This window comes from Mesorhizobium sp. M1078, assembly GCF_040318615.1.
In the GTDB taxonomy this organism is placed as follows: Bacteria; Pseudomonadota; Alphaproteobacteria; order Rhizobiales; family Rhizobiaceae; genus Mesorhizobium.
Genome location: NZ_JAMYMP010000004.1, coordinates 230,082 through 251,339, shown reverse-complemented (window position 1 = coordinate 251,339; position 21,258 = coordinate 230,082). Strand labels below are relative to the sequence as shown.

Sequence of the window (21,258 nt, the reverse complement as noted above, 5' to 3'; positions counted from 1 at the left end):
GAAATTCTATGGTCAGGCGACCACGGCTTCGCCGGAGGCGGCCATGATCTGCTCTTTGGTGGCGTTGGCGCCGAATTCGGCTGAAATCTTGCCGCGCCGCATCACGACGATGCGATGGGCGACGCTGAGGCACTCATTGACCTCCGAAGTCGAGAAGACGACCGCCAAGCCTTGCGCGGCGCGCTCGCTGAGCAAGCGAAAGACTTCGGCCTTGGCGCCGACATCGATGCCGCGGCTCGGCTCGTCGAGAAGGATGACCTTGGGATCTGTCGTCAGCATCTTGCCGATGACGACCTTCTGCTGGTTGCCTCCCGACAGCGATCCGATCATGGCGTTGCCGCCCGCGGTCTTGATGGTCACCTTGCGGATCGAATCGTCGATCAGTGCGCGTTCCCTCGGCCGGGAGAGGAACAGGCCTTTCGCGAACGCCTCGATGCTGGCAAGCGACAGATTGCGGCCGACGGTCATGGTCTGAACCAGGCCATCGCGCTGGCGATCCTCGGGGACCAGAACCAGACCTCGGGCGATGCGCTGGGCAATGGTCAGCCCCGAAACGTCCTCACCCTCCAGCAGCGCCCGCCCGCCCGCCATGGGCACACGGCCGGCGACGGCCTCCAGCAATTCCGTGCGGCCCGCGCCCATCAGCCCATAGATGCAGACGATCTCGCCCGCTTTGACATCCAGCGACAGATGATCGACGACGTAGCCTGAACCCGAAGCGTCGGTGACGCTGACATCCTCGATCGAAAGCGCCACCGCGCCGAACTCGTGGCCGGTCGGCGGCGAGCCGAGATCGAAATTCTCGCCCACCATGTTGCGGACGATCCATTCGAGGTCGATGTCCTTGGCCTCGGCCGTTGCCGTGATCGCCCCGTCACGCAGCACGACGGCGTAGTCGGTGATCTGCAGCGCCTCTTCGAGGTGATGCGAGATGTAGACGATGGAGACACCGCGGCTGGTCAGATCGCGGATCACCTTGAACAGCACCTCCACCTCGGTCGCACTGAGTGCGGAGGTCGGCTCGTCCATGATCAGGATGCGGGAATCGACCGACAGCGCGCGTGCGATCTCGACGATCTGTTGCTGCCCCAGGCGCAGGTCCTCGACCAGGGTCATCGGATCGATGTCTTCTTCGAGGTCGGCCATCAGCGCCCGCGCCTGGCGCGCCTCCTCGGCGAAGTCGAGGCCGGTTCTGGTGCGCAGTTCGCGGCCCATGAAGATGTTGTCGCGAACGCTCAGATTCGGCGCCAGGCTGAGCTCCTGGTGGATGATCGAAATGCCGCGATCGCGCGCGTCCGAAGACGAGGCAAAGCTGACGAGATTGCCGTCGAGCACGATGTCGCCGGATGTCGGCGTCACCACGCCGGACAGGATCTTCATCAGCGTCGATTTGCCGGCGCCATTCTCTCCGAACAGGGTGGTGACCTTGCCGCGATGGATGTCGAAGTTGACGCCCTTGAGCGCGTGGACGCCGCCATACGACATGACGACATTGCGCGCCGAAAGCACGGCATCGCCAGTCGCGGGTTCTGTGCCGGCAGTCATTGTCATTTGACGTCCAGCCTCACCGGTGTGACCAGCCAGCTCTTCGGATTGACCAGCTTGAAGACGCCGACCACCGCTATTGTCTTGCCGGTCAAGGCACTGGTATCGACTTTCGCCAGCACCTCCTTCTTCATCTCGTTGTTCAGCGCCGAGCCGGCGTCCTGATACTCGATCTGGTTGGTGAACTGACCAAAGGTGATCTTGCCGGTGGCGTCGCGAAGCTCGGTTCCGTTGATCGCCGGCCCAGTCTGTACGCGGACGGTCAACGTGTCCGGCAAACCGTCGACGGCGACCTTGTAGATGCCCGATTTTCCCTCGCCGACGACGCCGGTGAACTTGACCGAGATGACCGGTCCGACTCCCGCCGGTACGCCATATTCCTTTTCGGCCGTCGCCCTGTCCTTGGCGATCGCCGTCGCCACCGTCGCGGCGTCGGCGGCACGCGCTTCGACATCGGCTTGCACCTTGGGGAATTCAGATTTGCCGTAGTCGGCGGCCGAAAACACGGCGTTGCGAACATCGCCGGCAGAGCCGATCTTGATCACCTTGGTGTCGAGCGCCATGGCGCCGAGCAGAACCAGAGCCGCGGCGCTGGCAAGGACCCGGCGCAGGTTGGGCGAAGCTTGCCGGGCGGTGGCAGCCTTCGCGCTCATGATGCAACCACCAGCGATTTTCCGTTGTCACGCATTCGAAGTTCCTCCGTTCACGCGGCGCTTCGCGGCCCCGGCTGCATCGTCGAGCTCGACCAGCGCGCGGGCCGTGCATTCGTCGGTGATCAGGCCGCTGAGATAACGGCTTTCGAGTACTGCCTTGATGGCGCGCACCTTCACCTTGCCGCCGGCGACGGCAACGATCCTGCGGCCCTTCAACTGATCGCGCGGAAGCGCCAGTATTCTTTCCGACAGGGCCGTTTCGACCGGACGCCCCTTGTCGTCGAAGAAATGCGCCAGCAATTCACCGACGCCGCCGTCCCGCTTGACCTCATCGATTTCGGAAGGCTCGATCATGCCGGTGGCGACCAGCGACGCCTCCCGCTCGGCCGTGCCTATTCCGACGAACATCAGGTCGGACCGGCTGGCGAGAGCGAACACATCGCTGATGCCGCGTTGGCCAAGCAGCACTTCACGGTCCTCGGCGGTATTGGCGACAAAAGGCACCGGCATGACAAAGGCCTGCGCGCCTGTCCGCTCTGCCAGGCGATGCATGACGTCGTGCGGGTTGGCGGCGAATTTGCGCGTCACGCCGCCAAGCAGCGAGACGAAACGGATGTGAGCAGCAGTTGCGCGCGTCAGATATTCGACGCTGGCGGCAAGCGTGCGGCCATGGCCGACGCCGATCAGCATGTCTTCGCCGCGATCGATTTCGCGCTTCAGGAACTGGGCGCCTGCAATGCCCAGCCCCTTCAGCGGCAGTTCGTCCTGATCGAGATCGGGAACCACCTCGCAATAGTGGAGCCCATAGGCGGCGATCAGGCGCTGTTCCAGGTCGACGCATTCGGCGACGTCGCCGTCGATGAAGACCCTGACCAGACCTTCCTGGTTGGCCTTGGTGATCAGCCTATGCGCCTTGAGGCTGGTCAGGCCAAGCCGCTTGGCCACCTGGGCCTGGGTCAGACCACCGGCATAGTGCAGCCAGGCCGCGCGCGTGGCGAGGCTGGACTCATGGTCGCGGTTTGCGCTTCCGCCCGAATTCAAGCCATCCCCTCCCCAGGCGATAATATTATCTTTGTGTGCAAAAATTTTCATACCTTTGCATCGCTGTCAATCCTCCGCAGATGGTTGCCTCAGCCGATGTTCGGCAGCCAACGCGGGCCTATTAGAAGCTAAGCATATAATCCGACCATACGGCAGTGTTAATTTAACGTCAATTTGTGTTACCTCATCCAGGTGACGGCATGAACCCGTAGGGCGCGGCAAAATCCCAATCCGGGTGCAAAATGGGAAGGTTGATGCACACGGCGCAACAAGGGCAAATCGATCGGATTGCATCAGGAAAAGCTAAGGTGTCGGCGATGGAGCGATCAGTCCAGCCGCATCAGGTTCCTGCCCTCGAGCTCGACAACAGCGGCTTCGACCTCCCGCGCCAGGCGCTCGGTGCTCCACCCCAACGCCCGCCCGGCGATCGCGGCAATCTCCTGCAGGTCGCGGCTCGTCAACGAGCCGCCTATCGCCAACGTGCTGCGGCGCATAACGACATCGGCCAGATGTTCGACGAATTCGTTGCGCACGATGTAGTCGATTTCCGCCTTGCCGTAGCCGTCCGAGTCCGGCAGACGACCCTCATCATCCGACCCATGCCTGGCGATCTCAACGGCTCTGGTCCCGTAGCGCGACAGCAATTGATCAAGGCGCCCTTCCCCGGCGCCTGTTGCCTGCTGTGCCTCGGCCAGCCAGTCCGCGCGGGCCGTGGCGTTGGCCGGGAAATCCCTCCCGCCGCCGATCGGCATGGCTCGCGTCGTCACCTTGCGGCTGCGCTGCAAGCGCTTGAGTACGGTATCAGTGACTTCCTCGGCAAAGCCGCGGAACGTCGTCCATTTGCCGCCGACCAGCGAAATGACTGCAAAGGGCCTGTTGCCGTCCGGCTCGGCAACGGGCGCCGAATGATCGCGGCTGATCAGTCCGGGCGTCGCTGCTTCAGACGTCGGCAGCGGCCGGATGCCGCTATAGGCGTAGACGATCTGGTCGCGCTCGAACGCCATGCCCGGCAGCAGCGTTCGCACGCTGTCGAGCAGATAGTCGACTTCTTCGGGTTCGCAGCGGACCGCGTCCGGATTGTCGGCCTTGATGTCGGTCGAGCCGACCAGCGCCAGGCCGAGATAGTCGTAGACCAGGCAGATGCGGCCGTCATCGGCCTCGAAATAGAGCATGCGCCCGGCGAGGCTTTTGACCAGTTCGTCATGCCTTAACAGGATATGCGAGCCCTTGGTGCCGCCGATCATCTTCGATGGAGCACCAAGCAGCGCGTTGACGTCGTCGATCCACGGACCGGCGGCGTTCACCACCAGCTTCGGCCGCACCGAAAAGGCCGCGCCGTTTTCCGGCTGGAATGTGAGCACGCCATTGGCTGAAGCCGCCAGTGTCGTGTAGTTGGCACCGGCAGACGCCGCGTGAGCCTGCAAGCCGTCGAGGATCAGTTCCAGCACCAGCCTTTCCGGGTGACTTATCTTGGCGTCGTAGTAGGTGCCGGTGGCGACGATCGCCGGATTGAGCGCCGGCATCTCAACAAGCGCCTGCCGCCGCCCGACCATGCGGTGGCGCGGCATGACCTGGTTTCGTGAACCGTAGAAATCGTAGATCATCAAGCCGATCTTGATCAGTATGGCGCCGCGGCTGCGCGGCGCGCTGGTCGAGCCGAACAGCGTTCGCAACGCCGCGAGCATGCCCTTGCTCCACGAGAAGATCGGGATGACGGTCGGCAGCGGGCTGACATAGTGCGGCGCGTTTTGAAGAAGCAGATTGCGTTCGAGCGTCGACTGCGCCACCAGCCCGAACTCGCCGGTCTCGAGATATTTCAAGCCGCCGTGGATGAGCCTCGACGGCGCGGCACTGGTGCCCGAGCCGAAATCCGCCTTTTCGACGATCAGGCAGCTGACACCTTGCGCGCACAGATCGCGAAACAGCCCAGCCCCGTTGATGCCGGCGCCAAGAATGACGACGTCGACTTCGCCGGTCCCGGCCATCGCGGCGAGACGCCCGGCGGGATTGTCCGCCCCGGCTCCATCTGCTGGGTTCATGGCGCCTTCGTCTTGACGATGCGCAACTTCACCCCCGCCCGCTCGAGGCTCTGCGCCTGCGCATCGCCCAGGCCCTCGGTCACCAGCACGGCGTCGAAACTGGTCAGATCGTCGAAGACATGCAGCGCGATCTGGTCGAATTTTGCGTGGTCGACCAAAAGGATGCGCTTCACGGAGGCGGTCATCATCGCCTGCTTGACCCGCACGACATTCGGATCCTGGATGAAAGCCGTGGTTCCGGTGACGGCCGAAGCCGAACAGATCAGCACATTGGCGCGCAACTGCGCCACGGCGTTCTCGCAGACGATGCCGATATAGGCATTGTAGGTGCCGTGATACTGGCCGCCGAGGCAGATGAAATCGATATCGTCGACATTGATCAATTGGCCCGCCGTCGAGACGCTGTTGGAAATGACGGTCAGCGGCTTGACGTCGAGCAGCAGCGTCGCGACCGCGTTTGCCGTCGATGAATCGTCCAGCATCACCACCTGGCCGGCCTCGATATAATCCAGTGCCGCCCGCGCCAGTGCATCCTTCTCGGCTCGATTGACGGTCACCCGGTAGCGGAAAGCGCTCTCGTAGAGGCCGGAAGGCTGGACCGTCACCGCACCGTGCAGCTTGCGCAGCACGCCCTGCTGCGCCAGCCGGTCGATATGCCGGTGGATGGTCATGCGCGACACGCCGAAATGCTCGACCAGATCATCGATGCGCACCTGGCCGAGCTTGATCACATAATCGGCGATCTCTTCGCGTCGTTCGTCGGCCTTGATCATGCGTTTACCCCCGCCAGCCTTTCGATATCAGGCCAATGCCACTTCAGCTGCTCGGCTATGCGGCAGTAGAGCGAAAACCGCTCATTGAACACAGCACTGGAGGCGGGCACGGTTTGGTACGTCCGCGCCGTCATGCCGATCTGCCTTGCACCCTCTTGCGGCGTCTTGAACAAGCCGACCGCAGCGCCTGCGCAAAGCGCGGCACCGAGGGCCGCGGTCTCATCCGTCGAGGTGACGGTGACCGGGGCGTTCAGCACGTCGGCAAACATCTGGACGAAAGCAGGATTACGCGAGCCGCCCCCGGTCAGGCGGATCTCGCTGACGGCAAAGCCGTCGCGCAAGGCCTCGACATGGGTGCGGTGATTGAAGGCGATGCCTTCCAGAACCGCCTTCAGCATGTCGCCGCGATTGTGCCAGCCATGCAGGCCGACAAAGCTGCCGCTGGCCAAATCGCCATAGGGAGAGCCGAACAGATAGGGATGAAACAGGATGGTCGAAGGCTTCTTCAACGCCGCGTCGATCTCTCCCGCCAGCAATTCGTGGAGGGAGCCGCCATCCGTCCTGTCCTGCTCCGCGCGGCAAAACGTGTCGAGAAACCAGTCGTAGTTCGCGGTCGAGGCCGGCGAGATCGACATGTTGTTCCAACGGCCCGCGTCGATGGCGTTGCGGCAGAACCAACGCCGGTCGACGCGCGGTTGCGAAGAGACGACTTCATTGATGGAATAGGTGCCGGCGACGATGGCGAGCACGCCGTCTTCATGGCCGCCCATGCCAAGCGCCGAGGCGGCCACGTCGTGCAGGCCGCAGGCGACCGGTGTTCCCTTGCGAAGGCCGGTCCTTTCGGCGGCATCGGCTGTGACTTGACCGGCGATGTCAGCGGAATGCGCCACCGGCGGCAGCGCGTTGAACAGATCCTCCAACCCGAAGATGCGCAGCGCTTCAGGCGCATAGGCTTGCGTGCGAAAATCCGTGAATGAAGTGCTGGCCTCCGTGCGGTCGGTCCCGATCGTGCCGGTCAGGCAAAAGCGCAGCCAGTCCTTGCAGGCCAGCACATGGCCGATGCGGCCATAGCGATCAGGATCGTTCTGCTTGAGCCATGCCAGCAGCGCCGACGGCGCAGAAACATGCGGCGTCTGGCCTGTCGTCGCCAGCGCATCGGTGAAAACGGTACCGGCGGACCACCTGTCGACAATGTCGCCGGCGCGGCTGTCGAGCGACAGGATGCCTGGTCCCAAAGGCTGACGATCATGATCGAGCAGATAGAGACCATCGCCATGCGCGGTCGCCGCCACCGCCTGGATGTCTTCCGCCGGCCTGCCGGAGAGCGCGATCGCCTCCTTGATGGCGTCGGCGGTTGCTTGCCACAGGCCTGACATGTCGCGCTCCACCCAGCGCGCGTGGGGCATCGATTGCGGCACCCGGCGGCGCGCCACTGACAATTGCGTGCCGTCGGCATCGAAGATGACCGCCTTGGTGACCGTGAGGCCGTTATCGATTCCGAGCAGGCTGGGCATGATCACCGCCTCTTTCAGCAACTGGCGATTGCTACAGGGCGATCCTGTAGTCTGATGCAAGGGCGAAACACATGGCGACAACCCGATTGAGCAAGGGGGACAAACGGCAAAAGCACCTTGCCGCAACAAAGAACTCATATCTTTATGTGAATTTAACGTCAACATACGCGACAAAAGCCTTCGGCGCCAGTCGAGGACGGATAGAACTCGCGGTTGCCGGAGCGACGCGTTGTCAGCTGCTAAGGCCGTCGCGGATGGCGCTGAAATAGCGGTCGGTTCCGACCTGCCCGCCCTTGAGCGCCACCTCCAGCCCATCGATCGCCTCAATACGCGAGTGAGCGACGCAAAGCGGCGAGCCCGGCGACGCCGGCAGCGGCATCCGCACCGTCAGCGCACCGACGCCCATCTGGCCGAGAGCGTGGCTCGACGTGTCGCCTCCGGCTATGACCACGCGCTGCAACTTCTGCTCGATCGTCAGCGCGCGAAGCAGTTCGCCGAGGCCGCGACCAAGCTTGTGGCGGGCGCCTTCCTGGCGGTCGATTTCGCCCCCCCTGTCGGCCGTGGGTCCAAGGGCCGTGTAGAGTACGACGCTGCGCCCGGCTTCCAGACTGGCGCGACCGGCTGCCGTCGCGCGTGCGATCGCATCTCCGGAAGCTTCGGAGATCAGTTCGACGGGATCGACCTCGATGCCATCGAAGCCGTCGGTCAAAGCGTGCCGGATCTGTCGTTCGGTCGTCGGCGAACAACTGCCCGAGACGACCGCGATCCGGTCGGCGGCACCTGGCGGCGAAAATCCTGGCTCAGCTCTGACTGTCCCACTCGACACCCATTCGGCCAGCAGCGCATATTCGATCCCGGACGAGCCGACGACGAACGAACCGCCCGGCTTGCGGGCGCGCCATATCCCCTTGCCGGCAAGCGCCTGCGTCTCGAGGCTGTCGACATCGACAAGTACGATGTCGGTGCCCTCAGCGAGCAAGCGGTCGAAGGCTTCCGAGCGCGACACCGACTGCAACGTCGCGAGATCGACCAGCCCCGATGTGAGCTCCGTCTGCCGCGACAGATGGATCAGCAGGTCGGATTCATCCATCGGCGTCGTCGGGTGGCGGCTCATCACCGGATGGCGGTCGATGCGGAAATACTTTTCGCGATAGGCCGCGAATAGATGACCGAAGGCAGTGTAACGCTTGAGCTGCGGCGCCCCGACCAGCAGCGGCACGCTGTCCTGCGCGAAGACCGAGCGGCCGATCTCGATGGCGCGACCGATGCTGCCGATGGTCGGGCTGGAATCGAAGGTCGAGCAGACCTTGTAGTGACAGAGAGCTGCGTTGAGCGTCTTCAGCCAGACGAAGGCACTCTTGAGATGGGTGTCCATCCATTGCGGGGTTTCGCTGCGGCTGGTGCCGGCCAGGCCAACGGCTCGGCAATGTGCGAACTGCGCAAGCATGGCCGCGTCCGGCTGGCGCATAAATAGCACGGTCGGCACGCCGCCGAGTTCGAGCGCTTCCATGACGTCGGTCGAGCCGGTGAGGTCGTCGCCATAATAGCTGAGAAGCAGGTCTTGCATTGCTTCAGGCCGCTTTGCCGTCGCCGAATTTTTCGATCGACCGCGCCAGCTCCGGATGGCTCAAGGCGAAATCCGCCAGCGGAATGCCGTCGACCGCCGCCTGCCAGGCTTGCTGCACGGCACGCACCCCGGCGCCCGGTCCATCCGGATGGCTGACGATGCCGCCGCCGCACAGATAGAGCAGATCGACCGTCCGGCCGGTCCGTTCATAGGTCTCGGGCGCTTGCCCGCCCCATTGGCCGGAGCCCGCCACAGGCAAGGCGCAATCCTCAGGGGCAAAAATCGGCGTCGTCACCGCCTTGAAGGACTCGACGAAAGACGCGTCCGGCTCCCAGTATTTCGATTGGATGCCGTTGATCTGGAACTGGTCGACGCCGAGCAGCCGCCAGAACTGTTGCCAGACCTTGAAGTTCATACCGAGGCCGGGATGGCGGGTGAGGATGTCCCAGCCGTTGCGATGAGCGTGAAGCACCAGGCTGGAGCGTTTTCTCAAGAAGGCCAGGCCACCGAAACCGACGGAGTTGATGTTGACCACGGCGCAATTTCCGCCGGCCTTGGCCACCAGATCGTGATTGCGCATCATCTCGTCCGGGTCGGCATGCGAGATGCCGAAGGCGTACATCACCTTCTTGCCGGTCCTCTGCTCGTGGTCGAGGATCAGCGGCATGATTGCCTTTACCCGCTCCGCCAGCGGCGAATAGGCTGGGCTCATCAGCTTCTCATCGTCCTTGATGAAATCGACACCGGCGGCGATCAGCTCGCCCACCATCGCGGCGGTTTCGGGGGGCCGCAGCCCCAGCGCCGGCTTGACGATGGTGCCGATGATCGGCCGATCCGTGACACCTGTCAGCCTGCGGCTGCCGGCGACGCCGAATTGCGGACCTGGATGCGCGCCGCGGAATTGCTCCGGCAGCTTCATGTCGACAACGCGAATGCCGGTTAGGCCCTTGATCGAATAGGCGCCGCCGATGGCAATGGTCATCAGAGCCGACAGGTCGTGGCCGATGGCATCGAATGGAAAGGCGATGTCGACATCCGCGCGCTTGAACGGCCCGTTACCGGCCTCGGGAATGGAGGGGCGAAGTGCGTCCGGCAGGTGCCGAATGGCCAGGACACGCGCGGCCACCCGGGCTTTCAGTTCCTCGGTCTCGCCGGGCAGCGCGACGAAGGTTCCAGACGACTGGTCGCTGGCGATCTTGGCTGCCAGCGTCTCGATGCTGCCTGATGTCTCGATGCGGTAGGTGAGCGTGATCATGGTTCGTTGTCTGAGGCCGCAGGGGGTTCGAAAAGAGTTCCTTGATCGTCGGAATCTGGTATAATGAGTACATAAGCTTTGCAAGCAATATCCTGTCTGGCGGCTATGGGCGATCGGGGCGACAGCCATTCCGGGAACAGCTGCGGCAGTGTTAGATAGACACAGGTCAAGGGAGTGATTCGCGACGATGAACCGTTCGGAGCCGATCGTCCGGCGCAAACTTTCCGACGAAGTGTTTTTGCGGCTGAAGCGCCTGATCACCAGCGGAGAATTGACGCCGGGCGACGACATGCCGTCGGAGCGCGAGTTGATGGAGCGCTTCGAGGTCGGCCGTCCCGCGATCCGCGAGGCGATGCAGGCGCTGAGCAATATGGGCCTCGTCGCGATCTCGCATGGGGAACGCGCCAAGGTGCTGCAGCTGACCGCCAAGTCGATCATCAAGCAGGTCGATGGCGCAGCCAAGATCATCCTGTCGTCGTCGAAGGACACGTTGGAACACCTGAAAACGGCGCGCATCTTCTTCGAGCGCGGTATGGTCAGGGAAGCCGCCGAAAACGCCACTGCCGAGGACGTTGAGCAGCTGCGGGCCACAATTGCCGAACAGCGTGGCTTTCGCGGCGATTCCGAGGCTTTCATTTCAGCCGACATGAAGTTTCACACCCAGATCGCGGCCATTTCAGGCAACCCGATCTATATCGCCGTCAGCGAGGCGATGCTCGGTTGGCTGAAGGAATATCACACCGAAATGCTGATCTGGACCGGCAAGGAACAGTTCACGCTGACCGAGCATGAAGAGATCATCGGCCGCATCGAGAAGAAGGATGCCGACGGCGCCGAGAAGGCGATGATCAAGCACCTCGAGCGCTCGCGCGCGCTTTATGTGATGAACTCCGGCAACTGATTTCAGCCGATCCGCGTGATCGCGTAAGGGGTCATCACCAGTTGGCCTCGGCCAAACGCTGAGATGTCGACCGTCACGTCGTCCGCCGTCAGGTTCGCCAGCCACGCCACGGTCTTGCCCGAAGCGGAGCGGCCGGCCAGCGCCAGCACCTTGGTCTCGTCGCTCGTTTTCGTCGCCACATACGTAAGGCCGGCCAGTTCGCAAAGCCCCTTGATGGCATCGAAGATCGGCCGAGGCGATCCTTCCGCGACGGGTTCGCCGGATGCTGCGAGCACGCCGAAAGGCCCGGCGAAGCCGGACAGCGTGAGCAGTTCCAGCCCGGCCGGCGCGACACGCGCGGCATAGCCGATCGCCCATGCGGCTGCGAACAGGCCGGCATGGCGAGGGTCGCGATCGGCCATGGCGATGCGCTGGCCCCCGGGATTGCCCTTGGTCGCGCCGCCATAGGGGTTCTGGCGCATGGCGATCGTCGATGGACCGATGCGGTAAGGCTTTTCCCCGAAGATCGCCCGCGCCGACGCGGTGATGAAGGGCAGCGCCTCCAGCGACTGCATGACGCTGAGATCGTCGGCGGCGTGCACGATCGGGCACGTGCAGTGGGTGACGAAATCGAGTTGGCCCGCCGGCACGCGCTTGCGGTTGAGCTCGGTGAAATAGCTGAACATGCCGCCGCCGAGCCGGATATCGGGAAAGGCGCGACAGGCCGCGGCATAGACGTCTTCGAGCGGCGGACAGTCCGGCCACGCGCTGCCCGGCGGTGTCGACTGCCGGTCAACCGAAGGCGAGACGGCAATGGCCGAAAGCTTCAACCCGGCTTGACGCACCATGTCGGCAACGCCTGACAGCTCGGCATCGAGGTCGCCCGCGCAGGCAACGACGCATTCCAGCGTCGTCTGCACCGGATAGGCGGCGGTGAGCCTTGCATAAGACTGCAATGCTTCGACGCCGTGACCGCGCGTCGGATCGTAGTGGAAGACAAGTTGCTGCGGGCCGAGCTCGGTCAATGTCGAAAGATTTGCGAGCGCTGCTTCGACCTCATCCGGGTAGATGATCACGCCGAGATCCGGCAGCCTCTGCCCGGTCTCGCCGAGTTCGACGCTGACCGGTTCGGCGGCAGATGCTGCGGCCGGCATTCCCCCCTCGCCGGTGATGCGCAGGCTGACCGTCTGGCTTACAGTTTGGCCGGCCGGCAGCACATAGGGCCAAGGCAACGCCAGTGGCCGCACATAGGTCTTGTAGGACGCGTCCGACCAGTTACGCTGGTCCTCCATCTCGAAAGTGTCGCCCTCCATCCGGCATTCGGCAGTGATGCCCGGCCGGACCTCATGGGTGATCGCGCGCAAATCCTTGAAAGGCTGCCAGGGATCGATCAGCAGTGGCAGTTTCATCGCCACCACGCTGCCGTCGGTATGCTCGACCGTGACCGGGCTGCCGGCGAGGCCGGCGATCGGATGCAGGACGCAAAAACCGCAGCGATTGGTCTCGAAATCGCTTTCAGGGACCGCGCTGACGTCGAACACTAGGTGACCGTTGGCGGAGCCCTTGATCGTAGCGCGAAAGTCGAGCCGGCTTCCGCCCGGTGCTAAGCAAGTTGCGGAGTAGCTGACGGAGCAGCTGTCGGCGTCCTGATCGACGGCAAGTTCCGTCAGCGCCGGTTCATAGGTGCCCCAGTCGCGGTCGCGCACGATGTAGGCGATGGCGCGCAGCACTTCGATGCCGCCGTAACGGATGGTGCGCAGGCTGCCGTTGACAAAGTCGGCGCTGAGCAAGCCCGCACTCAGCCTAACCGGCTCGGCCTCGACCACGCGTGTGCCGTATAGGAGGAAGGCGTCGGCTGTCATGTCAGCAAGCCATCCAGGTGGACAGGTTCGTGGCTCGCGGCGCCCAGATAGGCCGCCTCGACCAGCGCGAATGTCTTGAGATTGTCGGCGCCCGAGGTCGCCGGCTCGGTTCCCTTTGCCAGGCAGTCGACCCAGTGCTGCTGGATGGCGACGACGCTCTCCTGGATGTTGTGCCATGGGCGCGATGCCCAGGCGAGTACGGGCGGCGAAACGTCGGTAATCTTCGTGCCGCTCCTGCCGGTGACGGTGAGCCGATATCCCTGCGCCAAGCGGATCGTGCCGTCGCTGCCGTCGATCTCGATCAGCGTTTCGGGAAACGGTTCGGTGGCGAGCTTCGTCGCGTAGCTACAGTCGACCACTGACGTCGCCCCGCTCTTGTGGTCCATCAGCATCGTCGCGACATCTTCGCCCGCGATGCCGGGGTTGATGCGCGCGGTTCGCGTCGTGATCGTCGACACGTCGCCCAGTAGAAAACGGGCGATGTCGAGACTGTGGATACCGAGATCCTCGATGATGAAGCGCTTTCCCTTGGCGAGATAGGGCTGGCCGGAAAACACGTCATAGGCAGAGCGGAAGGAGATGCGCCCGAAGAACGGCGTGCCGATCTCGCCGCTGTCGAGCACGGCACGCACCGCCTGGATCGCCGACTGCCAACGAAAATTCTCATGCACCATCAACGGTACGCCGGCTTCCACGCAGGCCCTCACCATCGCCTTGGCGTCGGCAAGCGTCGGCGCGAACGGCTTTTGGCAAATCACCGGCACACGGTGCAGCGCCGCCATCTCGACCAGCGGACGATGGCTGGGAACGGTGGTGGCGATATCGACGAAGTCGAGGCTTTCGCTTGCAAACATCTCTGCCGCGTCGGTGTAGCGCTTCGCAATGCCGAACTGGTCGCCGATGATGCGCAGCCGCTCCGGGTCGCGGTCGCAAATGGCGACCATCGCGGCGCCTTCAATGTCGCGCCAGGCATGCATCTGGTTGATGGCAAAGAAGCCGCAGCCGATGAGCCCTCCCCGCAACTCCGCCATGCTCAGCCTGCCTTTGCCATCTGCATCAGCGTCACCCGGCTCTGCAGCCGGCGCTGCGCTTGGTCGACGACGACGGCGACGATGATGACAAGGCCCTTGATCACCATCTGCCAGAAGGAACTCACGCCCATCATCACCAACCCGTCCGAAAGAATGCCGATGACGAAGGCGCCGACAATGGTGCCGCCGATCGTGCCGCGCCCACCCGACATCGAGGTGCCGCCGAGCACTGCCGCCGCGATGGCGTTGAGCTCGAAACTTTCGCCCGTTGCCGGGTGCGAGGCCATCAGTTCCGACGAGATGATCAGGCCGACGATCGCCGCGCAGAAGCCGGAGAACATGTAGACGAACATTTTCACCATGTTGACACGAACGCCCGAAATTCGCGACGCCCGCTCATTGCCGCCGACGGCGAAGATGTGGCGGCCGAGCGGCGTGTATTTGGCGAGATAGGCCGCAGCCAGCGCGACGACGATCAGGATCCAGATCGCCACAGGCAGGCCAAGCAGCCGCCCGGCGCCGAGGAAACCAAACCCGGTGGTGCCGAGCTCCGGCTTGCCGACCAGGTTGGGGAAGGTGCGGCCGTCCGACGACAGCAACGCCAGGCCGCGCGCGACATAGAGCACGCCGAGCGTGGCGATGAACGGCGCGACGTTCAGCCTGGTGATCAGCAGTCCGTTGACAGCGCCGATCAATATGCCGACCGCCAGCGTGATCAGCGCGATCTCGACGACGTTGAAATAGATGGTGTAGCCGAATTGCAGGTCGATGCCGTTCAGCACGAGGTAGCCGGCGACCATGCCACACAGACCGACGATCGAGCCGACCGACAGGTCGATGCCGCCGGTGATGATGACGAAGGTCATGCCCATGGCGAGGAAGGCGTTCAGCGCCACATGTTTCGACATCAGGATCAGGTTGGCGGTCGACAGGAAATTCGGCGCCGCGATCGAAAAGAAGATCAAGACGGCGATCAGCGCGATGAACGTCCTCGCCTTCATCAGCGTCAGCAGCAGCGAGCCGCTCGAGACGGAGGAGACAGCCGCCTTGGCCGGGATGTCAGTCATGGGCGCTTTTCTCCGTGTGCGGGGTCGGTCCGTGGCCAAGTGCCGAGGCGGCGACAAGGGCTGCCTCCGTCGCCTCGGAGCGATCGAACATGCCCGTCAGTTTTCCATTGCTCATCACCGCGATGCGATCGGACAGCGCCATCACCTCATCGAGATCCGAGGTGGCGAACAGAATACCGAGCCCATCGCGCGATAGTTTGCGCATGGTGCGGAAGACGTCGGCCTTGGCGCCGACATCGATGCCACGGCTGGGCTCATCCATCAGCAGCACCTTCGGCCCGGTGAGCAGCGCCTTGCCGATCACCACCTTTTGCTGGTTGCCGCCCGACAGCGATGAGACCTCCTGCGCCGGGTCGGCGACCTTGATCGCCAGTTCCCGCACCATCTGCGTCACCGCCTGCTTCTCGTGGCCGCCGCGAATGTGAAACAGGCGGACAAAACGCGACAGGCTGGCCAGTGTCAGATTGCTCGCGACGGACAGGATCGAGACTAGCCCTTCGCGTTGGCGGTCTTCGGGGATCAGCGCCAGCCCGCGCCGGATACGCCGCGTCGTGTCGCGCTCCTTGACCTTTTTGCCGGCGATGAAGATCGCGCCGGTAGCCTGGCCATGGCGGCCCATGATGCAGTCGAACAGCTCGCTCCGCCCGGCGCCCATCAGGCCGTATATGCCGAGGATCTCGCCGGCGCGCAGCGACAGCGAGACGTGATCGACCGCCAGCCCGCCGGTCGCGCGCGGCAGGCAGATGTCCTCGGCGCGGAATATCTCTTCGCCGGGAACATGGCCGTCGGCCTTGGCGAAATCCTTGGCGTCGGAGCCGATCATCTGCCGCACGATCCACCGGGTGTCGACGTTTTTCATCTCCTCCTGGCCGGTGATGTGCCCATCGCGCAGCACGGTGATGTAGTCGCCGATGCGGATCAGTTCTTCCAGCCGGTGCGAGATGTAGACGATCGCCACGCCGCGCGCCTTGAGGTCGGCGATCACCTTGAACAGGATCTCGACTTCCGCCGCACTGAGCGCCGAGGTCGGCTCGTCCATGATCAGGATGCGCGCATCGAGCGAAACCGCCTTGGCGATCTCGACCAGCTGCTGCTGGCCGATGCGCAGATCCTCGACCAGCATGTCGGGCCTTATCCCGGCCTGCAGGCGTTCGAGAAATTGCGCCGCGCGACGCTCCTGCTCCTTGCGGTCGATCTTGCGGAACCGGTTGGTGATCTCGCGCGTGGCGAAGATGTTCTCGGCGACGGTCATATTGCCAAACAGGTTCAGCTCCTGGAACACCATGCCGATGCCGCGGTTCACCGCGTCGCCCGATGACGAGAAGGAGACCTCCTCCCCTTCCAGGAGGATCCGGCCGAGCGTCGGCTGTTCGACGCCGGCGATAATCTTCATCAGCGTCGATTTGCCGGCGCCGTTTTCGCCGACCAGCACATTGACGGCGCCCTTGCGCACCTCGAAATTCGCGCGCTTGACCGCGACGGTGCCGGAATAGACCTTGGAGACGTCCTCCAGTTTCAGGATGACATCGTGAGCAACCGCAGCGCTCATGGCTTCCGCCCGATTTCTGCCTCCGCCGGCGTCACCAGCGGCAGGTCCTGGCCGCTCTCGAGCGTATAGGCGCCGAGAACCTTGGCGGTCCGGCCTTCCAGCGCGTCACGCGGCAGTTTGGCAAACAGGGCCTTGACGGCATAGGCGTTGAACGCCTTGCCGAACTGGGCAAAGTCGATCTGATTGGTAAAATCGTTGAACTGGATGAAATCGAGGCTGTCGCGCAGCGCGGTTCCCCGCATCGCCGGTCCGATTTGCACCCGCGCATCGGCCTTGCCGTCGCCGTCGACATCGACTTCCATGGTCGCTGCCCGCGACTGCGTGTTGGCGGCGATGATCTTGCCCTCGACGCGAACCGCGAAGGTCCAGGGCGAATTCGCCTGCTTGTTCGGATTGCCATATTTGGCGCCGGCGGAAGCAGGATCGGTTTTTGCCAGAGCGTGGACTTGCACAAACGGCCCGGCTTTCTGCTGGAGGTAAGGCACGACCTTCGCCGCCCATATCTCCTCGACCATCTTGTCCGGGTTGAAGACGGCGGCATTGCCGCTGTCCCCCGAAGCGGTCGGGAGGATCTTGCAGGCGGTCAAGCTGATGCCGAGTATCACCGCAAGGATCGGCCAGGTCGGCTTGTTGTTCAGCATGATGGCTTGTTGAGCATGGTGATCAGTACCCACGGAAAATGGCGACGAGGGACGACCCTTGGGTCGCCCCTCGCTATTCATGTCACGCCGGCTCAGTTGGTAAGCGCAAAAGTTTCCAGCTTGGAAGCATTGTCGCCATTGACCAGGACGCAGTCCATCAACTGCTTTTCCTTGGCCGGCGACTTCTTGTTCTTGATGAAGTCGTTGGCCTGCTCGACCGCCATCTGCGCCTGCGCATAAGCCGGCTGCAGCACGGTTGCCTTGATGCCGCCCGCGGTGATGGAGTCGCGCACGTCATTCGACCCGTCGAAGCCGACGACGATGACGTCCTTGCGGTTTGCCGCGACCAGCGCCGCATAGGCGCCCATCGCCATCGTGTCGTTGCCGGAGATGACGCCCTTGATATCCGGGTTGGCCTGGAGGATCGATTCCATCTTGGAATACGCTTCCGTCTGGCTCCAGTTTGCCGACTGCTGGGCGACCATCTTCAGATCCGGATAATCGTCGATGACGTCGTGATAGCCCTTCGAGCGAATGCCGGCATTGGTATCGGATTCCTTGCCGACCAGCTCGACGAAATTGCCCTTCTCGCCCATCAACTTGACGAATTCCTGCGCACCGAGCTGGGCGCCCTGGTAGTTGTTGGAGACGATCTGAGCCACGGCGACGCCGGTGGCGTTGATCTCGCGATCGATCAGGAACGACGGCACGCCTGCGTCCTTGGCCTTCTGCACGGCAGCGACAGTGGCGTCGGCGCCGGCATTGTCGAGGATGATCGCCTTGGCGCCGCGACCGATCGCCGTATCGATCAATTCGGATTGCTTGTTGGCGTCGTCATCATGGACGAGCACAAGCGCTTCGTAGCCGAGTTCCTTGGCCTTGGCTTCGGCGCCGACGGCTTCCGCCTTGAAGAACGGATTGTCGTGCGAGGGCGTGATGATGGCAATGAGGTCGGCCGCATAGGCGGGTACCGCCGTGCCAAGCGCCAGCATGCCGGCGAACGCCGCAAGTGTCATTCTGCGTGTGAGTTTCATGATGTCCTCCCGTTTGAAAAATTGCCTTGATAAATCAAGGCCTCTGCATTCGAATTCATCGCGCAACGCGGGCCGCCGATCGGTTCAGGCTGAATGCCGGTGCCGGCTTCCCAAACGATCGCTGCTCCCCCGCCGTCCCTCCACTCGCCCAGGCTTCGTACTTCCCGCGAACCCTTGCCCAAGCCATCAACAGCTAAGCCAACTGGTATGATGAGTCAATCACTAATTGAGGTGACATGTTCCCACTGAGCAAAACATCTGTTCGTCATGGCGGGTGTGTCGAGCCATCGAGGCGCTCCGGCAAGCGCCCGACTCGGCCTGTCTCAGGTAATGCGCCGAATGCTCGCGGCGATCTCTTCGGGCTCGAACACCCGCTTCCAGTCGTCGCGCATCAGCACCGGCTTGCCGAATTCGATCGCCTTGTTGCAGGCATCCGAGAATACGCCCTTGGTTTCGCCGAAAATCACGGCGCCGAGCACGTTCATGTGGCCGAGCAGGAAGTCGAGCGCCGCCTGTTGGTCGACGCCTCGCGCGACGACCTCGTCGACGGCTTCCTTCATGACGACAAGCAGTGACGCGCACACCGTCTCCGATAGACCGGGCTCCAGCAGCGCCATCTGTTCGACAGTGACACGGTGCGAGCGCATGACCGGCGCCCAGATGATTTTCGCGACCGCCTCGCCCTTGGCGTAATCCGCTTCCGGTCCCTGCATCAGCGCGCTGACCATATGCTGCTTGGCCTTGACGCCGCCAAAATAGTCCTTCTTGGCCGCCATGTCGGTCTCGTCGTTGAAGATCGGCGGATGACAGGGATGGGTGACGAAATAGGTCAGGTCCGGCCGGTTGGGCAGATGGCCGGCGAAGGGTGCGGCCGCATCGAGCACTATCACCATTGTGCCCGGCGCCAGTTTGCTCTCGATATCAGCCGCCACCTTGCCGATATGCGTGTCGGGAACGGCCAGGATGACGATGTCCGCCCCGTCCAGCGCCGCATCGGCACTGACCGCGTCAAAGCCCAGTCCGGTCTTCAGCCGCTCGCGGCCGGCCTCGCTCACCTCGACATGGCGTACCGTATAGAGCGATCCGCGAAAATTGGTCGACAGGCGGTAACCCATTTTGCCGCCGGCACCGAGTAGCGCAATCGTCGTCATCTATCCTTACTCCCGATTTTGAACGACGGTCGCGCCCATCGTCATGTTATCAACTGGTATAATCACCTTACCACGAATTGAGGAGTTGAACAGGGCTTTGATGAGCGGCTATACGGGCGCCCGTTTGGCATTCCACTCGCACTTGGCGGGCCTATAGCTGCCTGGGTCCCTGGTCTTCTCAGCCCGAAAACTATCCCTGCGCTGCGACTCCTGGTAGCGCCTTCAGGATCCAGTCACGCGCCGGCGCCCTTCTTCAACCAGGTGAAACCGGTAGCGATCGCGCACGAACTCGTTGAAAAATTGCCCTTTCGAGAAGGCGGCGCGGAACGCCGCGTAGGTCTCGGGCTCGACCTCCTCGTAGTCGTAGCGGGCTCCGCTCGGGACGAACCAGACCGAGAGGATTTTCGTCGACGGGTCGTAATGGGTATTGCGGATGGCAGTGGACGGCATGTCGAAATCCCGCTTCGTCCCCAAATCTTCTCCAAATCCTGCTTCGAACATGCGTAATGCCGCAACGATGCGGAGGTTCCGACAGGGAGGCGCACCACAACGCCGAAAATCTTGCCCGGGTGGCGAGGCTTCCTATCTCTCCGTCAGATGGCACAGACGAAATCCAGTACAACAGCGTATGCCAGCCAGGGCGATCTCTTCGGCGCGGCCGACACGCTGCCGGAAGGATTTTCTTACCGGCCTAGCCTGATCACAACGGACGAAGAGGCGGAACTGGTCCGTCACCTCAATGAACTGTCCTTCAAGCCGTTCGATTTCCACGGCCACCTTGCCAACCGGCAGGTCGCCGGCTTCGGCTGGCGCTACGACTACGACCGGCGCCAGGTCGTCGAAGCGCCGCCCATCCCGAAATTCCTGCTGCCGCTTCGCGACAAGGTCGCGGATTTTGCCGGCAGGCAGGCCACGGAATTCGCGCAAGTGCTCATCAACGAGTATCGGCCGGGCGCGGGCATAGGTTGGCATCGCGACAAGCCGCATTTCGATCTCGTCGCCGGCGTCTCGCTGCTGGCGCCCTGCAGCTTTCGGCTGCGCCGAAAAAACGGCTCGAAATGGGATCGCGAGACGATCGAGGTTCAGCCGAGATCTGTCTATCTCATTGACGGCCCGGCGCGCCACGAGTGGGAGCACAGCATTCCGCCGGTCGCCGGGCACCGCTATTCGATCACGCTGCGCACTCTGAAATAGGCCACACTCCAAGCCACGCAGCAGCCGCTCTGGAAGGCCGAGCGCAGTTGTGCTTGGATCGCACATGAGCGTGGATCGCAGCAGAGTTTTGGTTACCCGCGTGGCGCTCTTTCTGTGGGCATGCCTGTCCTGCGTTCTGGCTCTGCAGTGGCTCGTCGACCTTGGCATGGTCGGCTTTCCCGACGGATACATAACGCCCTATGCCCGAGCAACGAGCACGCTGTTACATGTCCTTGTCTGGGCATGCCTGGCTCAAAGTCTCTACTTCGCTTGCCGAGCCTTGTTTGGCAAACGCTTCGAGCCTGCTCCTCTCTTCCTGCAAATCCTGATCGCCGCCGCACTGACTGTCGTGCCGGTATTCATCGTAAAACACTGTCCGCGGTCCCAGGTATGCAGCAACATCTATGAAGCGCTCACGAATACGATGATGGACGACGGCACCGGCGGATGACGTTGTGTCTC

Annotated in this window: 19 protein-coding genes; 3 read left to right on the top strand and 16 right to left on the bottom strand. The window is 63.0% G+C overall.

Features of this window, described 5'->3' with window-relative positions:
• Nucleotides 1-12: 12 nt before the first annotated feature.
• The 8 genes from NKH38_RS08915 to oiaX form a co-directional block, all read right to left on the bottom strand.
• Nucleotides 13-1,551, bottom strand: coding sequence for a sugar ABC transporter ATP-binding protein (locus tag NKH38_RS08915; RefSeq protein ID WP_352763546.1), 1,539 nt, complete (start codon nt 1,549-1,551; stop codon nt 13-15).
• Complete coding sequence (locus tag NKH38_RS08910; protein ID WP_023691086.1) at nt 1,548-2,198, bottom strand: DUF2291 domain-containing protein; 651 nt, start codon at nt 2,196-2,198, stop codon at nt 1,548-1,550. The genes NKH38_RS08915 and NKH38_RS08910 overlap by 4 nt, the downstream gene beginning before the upstream one ends.
• Before the next feature lie 27 nt (nt 2,199-2,225).
• The gene (locus NKH38_RS08905) at nt 2,226-3,290 is read right to left on the bottom strand and encodes a sugar-binding transcriptional regulator (protein WP_352763544.1); all 1,065 of its coding nucleotides are present in this window, start codon (nt 3,288-3,290) and stop codon (nt 2,226-2,228) included.
• A gap of 275 nt (nt 3,291-3,565) precedes the next feature.
• Nucleotides 3,566-5,278 (bottom strand): glycerol-3-phosphate dehydrogenase/oxidase, encoded by a 1,713-nt coding sequence (locus tag NKH38_RS08900; protein WP_023741520.1) that lies wholly within the window; start codon nt 5,276-5,278, stop codon nt 3,566-3,568.
• Complete coding sequence (locus NKH38_RS08895; protein WP_352763541.1) at nt 5,275-6,051, bottom strand: DeoR/GlpR family DNA-binding transcription regulator; 777 nt, start codon at nt 6,049-6,051, stop codon at nt 5,275-5,277. The genes NKH38_RS08900 and NKH38_RS08895 overlap by 4 nt, the downstream gene beginning before the upstream one ends.
• Nucleotides 6,048-7,565 carry an FGGY-family carbohydrate kinase gene (locus NKH38_RS08890; protein WP_352763538.1) on the bottom strand — a complete coding sequence of 506 codons (1,518 nt, stop codon included), beginning with the start codon at nt 7,563-7,565 and terminating at the stop codon, nt 6,048-6,050. The genes NKH38_RS08895 and NKH38_RS08890 overlap by 4 nt, the downstream gene beginning before the upstream one ends.
• Nucleotides 7,566-7,797: 232 nt before the next feature.
• Nucleotides 7,798-9,132, bottom strand: coding sequence for a four-carbon acid sugar kinase family protein (locus NKH38_RS08885; protein ID WP_352763536.1), 1,335 nt, complete (start codon nt 9,130-9,132; stop codon nt 7,798-7,800).
• Nucleotides 9,133-9,136: 4 nt separating this feature from the next.
• The gene (gene oiaX / locus NKH38_RS08880; protein WP_023681698.1) at nt 9,137-10,387 is read right to left on the bottom strand and encodes a 3-oxo-isoapionate-4-phosphate decarboxylase OiaX; all 1,251 of its coding nucleotides are present in this window, start codon (nt 10,385-10,387) and stop codon (nt 9,137-9,139) included.
• Between the two features lie 187 nt (nt 10,388-10,574).
• Here oiaX and NKH38_RS08875 point away from each other — a divergent pair, with 187 nt between their 5' ends.
• On the top strand, nt 10,575-11,288 hold the full coding sequence (locus NKH38_RS08875; protein ID WP_023672607.1) for a transcriptional regulator NanR: 714 nt from the start codon (nt 10,575-10,577) through the stop codon (nt 11,286-11,288).
• Nucleotides 11,289-11,290: 2 nt separating this feature from the next.
• On the opposite strand, the gene apnL is transcribed toward NKH38_RS08875, so the two are convergent.
• The 8 genes from apnL to NKH38_RS08835 form a co-directional block, all read right to left on the bottom strand.
• Nucleotides 11,291-13,129, bottom strand: a complete 1,839-nt coding sequence (gene apnL, locus NKH38_RS08870) for a D-apionate lactonase (RefSeq protein WP_352763534.1) — start codon at nt 13,127-13,129, stop codon at nt 11,291-11,293.
• On the bottom strand, nt 13,126-14,160 hold the full coding sequence (locus tag NKH38_RS08865; RefSeq protein ID WP_023681700.1) for a Gfo/Idh/MocA family protein: 1,035 nt from the start codon (nt 14,158-14,160) through the stop codon (nt 13,126-13,128). Before NKH38_RS08865 ends, apnL begins: the two co-directional genes overlap by 4 nt.
• A 2-nt stretch (nt 14,161-14,162) precedes the next feature.
• Nucleotides 14,163-15,227 carry an ABC transporter permease gene (locus NKH38_RS08860; protein ID WP_023681701.1) on the bottom strand — a complete coding sequence of 355 codons (1,065 nt, stop codon included), beginning with the start codon at nt 15,225-15,227 and terminating at the stop codon, nt 14,163-14,165.
• Nucleotides 15,220-16,776 (bottom strand): sugar ABC transporter ATP-binding protein, encoded by a 1,557-nt coding sequence (locus NKH38_RS08855; protein ID WP_023681702.1) that lies wholly within the window; start codon nt 16,774-16,776, stop codon nt 15,220-15,222. The genes NKH38_RS08860 and NKH38_RS08855 overlap by 8 nt, the downstream gene beginning before the upstream one ends.
• The gene (locus NKH38_RS08850) at nt 16,773-17,417 is read right to left on the bottom strand and encodes a DUF2291 family protein (protein ID WP_352763532.1); all 645 of its coding nucleotides are present in this window, start codon (nt 17,415-17,417) and stop codon (nt 16,773-16,775) included. Before NKH38_RS08850 ends, NKH38_RS08855 begins: the two co-directional genes overlap by 4 nt.
• A gap of 92 nt (nt 17,418-17,509) precedes the next feature.
• Nucleotides 17,510-18,451, bottom strand: coding sequence for a D-ribose ABC transporter substrate-binding protein (locus NKH38_RS08845; protein WP_352652032.1), 942 nt, complete (start codon nt 18,449-18,451; stop codon nt 17,510-17,512).
• Nucleotides 18,452-18,774: 323 nt separating this feature from the next.
• Entirely contained in the window at nt 18,775-19,602 is an 828-nt protein-coding gene (locus tag NKH38_RS08840; protein WP_023706030.1) for a phosphogluconate dehydrogenase C-terminal domain-containing protein, read from the bottom strand.
• A 222-nt stretch (nt 19,603-19,824) separates the two neighbouring features.
• On the bottom strand, nt 19,825-20,103 hold the full coding sequence (locus NKH38_RS08835; RefSeq protein WP_352763530.1) for a KTSC domain-containing protein: 279 nt from the start codon (nt 20,101-20,103) through the stop codon (nt 19,825-19,827).
• A gap of 96 nt (nt 20,104-20,199) precedes the next feature.
• On the opposite strand from NKH38_RS08835, the gene NKH38_RS08830 reads away from it, so the two are divergent.
• Together NKH38_RS08830 and NKH38_RS08825 are read left to right on the top strand one after the other, a co-directional pair.
• Nucleotides 20,200-20,796 (top strand): alpha-ketoglutarate-dependent dioxygenase AlkB, encoded by a 597-nt coding sequence (locus tag NKH38_RS08830; protein ID WP_023730738.1) that lies wholly within the window; start codon nt 20,200-20,202, stop codon nt 20,794-20,796.
• A 64-nt stretch (nt 20,797-20,860) separates the two neighbouring features.
• Nucleotides 20,861-21,247: a hypothetical protein gene (locus NKH38_RS08825; protein WP_023730737.1), complete on the top strand. Its 387-nt coding sequence runs from the start codon at nt 20,861-20,863 to the stop codon at nt 21,245-21,247.
• Nucleotides 21,248-21,258 lie beyond the last annotated feature (11 nt).

Coding starts and splice junctions, on each gene's coding strand:
- NKH38_RS08915 (WP_352763546.1), bottom strand. CDS start 1,551: ATGACAATGACTGCCGGCACAGAACCCGCGACTGGCGATGCCGTGCTT.
- NKH38_RS08910 (WP_023691086.1), bottom strand. CDS start 2,198: ATGAGCGCGAAGGCTGCCACCGCCCGGCAAGCTTCGCCCAACCTGCGC.
- NKH38_RS08905 (WP_352763544.1), bottom strand. CDS start 3,290: ATGAAAATTTTTGCACACAAAGATAATATTATCGCCTGGGGAGGGGAT.
- NKH38_RS08900 (WP_023741520.1), bottom strand. CDS start 5,278: ATGAACCCAGCAGATGGAGCCGGGGCGGACAATCCCGCCGGGCGTCTC.
- NKH38_RS08895 (WP_352763541.1), bottom strand. CDS start 6,051: ATGATCAAGGCCGACGAACGACGCGAAGAGATCGCCGATTATGTGATC.
- NKH38_RS08890 (WP_352763538.1), bottom strand. CDS start 7,565: ATGCCCAGCCTGCTCGGAATCGATAACGGCCTCACGGTCACCAAGGCG.
- NKH38_RS08885 (WP_352763536.1), bottom strand. CDS start 9,132: ATGCAAGACCTGCTTCTCAGCTATTATGGCGACGACCTCACCGGCTCG.
- oiaX (WP_023681698.1), bottom strand. CDS start 10,387: ATGATCACGCTCACCTACCGCATCGAGACATCAGGCAGCATCGAGACG.
- NKH38_RS08875 (WP_023672607.1), top strand. CDS start 10,575: ATGAACCGTTCGGAGCCGATCGTCCGGCGCAAACTTTCCGACGAAGTG.
- apnL (WP_352763534.1), bottom strand. CDS start 13,129: ATGACAGCCGACGCCTTCCTCCTATACGGCACACGCGTGGTCGAGGCC.
- NKH38_RS08865 (WP_023681700.1), bottom strand. CDS start 14,160: ATGGCGGAGTTGCGGGGAGGGCTCATCGGCTGCGGCTTCTTTGCCATC.
- NKH38_RS08860 (WP_023681701.1), bottom strand. CDS start 15,227: ATGACTGACATCCCGGCCAAGGCGGCTGTCTCCTCCGTCTCGAGCGGC.
- NKH38_RS08855 (WP_023681702.1), bottom strand. CDS start 16,776: ATGAGCGCTGCGGTTGCTCACGATGTCATCCTGAAACTGGAGGACGTC.
- NKH38_RS08850 (WP_352763532.1), bottom strand. CDS start 17,417: ATGCTGAACAACAAGCCGACCTGGCCGATCCTTGCGGTGATACTCGGC.
- NKH38_RS08845 (WP_352652032.1), bottom strand. CDS start 18,451: ATGAAACTCACACGCAGAATGACACTTGCGGCGTTCGCCGGCATGCTG.
- NKH38_RS08840 (WP_023706030.1), bottom strand. CDS start 19,602: ATGACGACGATTGCGCTACTCGGTGCCGGCGGCAAAATGGGTTACCGC.
- NKH38_RS08835 (WP_352763530.1), bottom strand. CDS start 20,103: ATGTTCGAAGCAGGATTTGGAGAAGATTTGGGGACGAAGCGGGATTTC.
- NKH38_RS08830 (WP_023730738.1), top strand. CDS start 20,200: ATGGCACAGACGAAATCCAGTACAACAGCGTATGCCAGCCAGGGCGAT.
- NKH38_RS08825 (WP_023730737.1), top strand. CDS start 20,861: ATGAGCGTGGATCGCAGCAGAGTTTTGGTTACCCGCGTGGCGCTCTTT.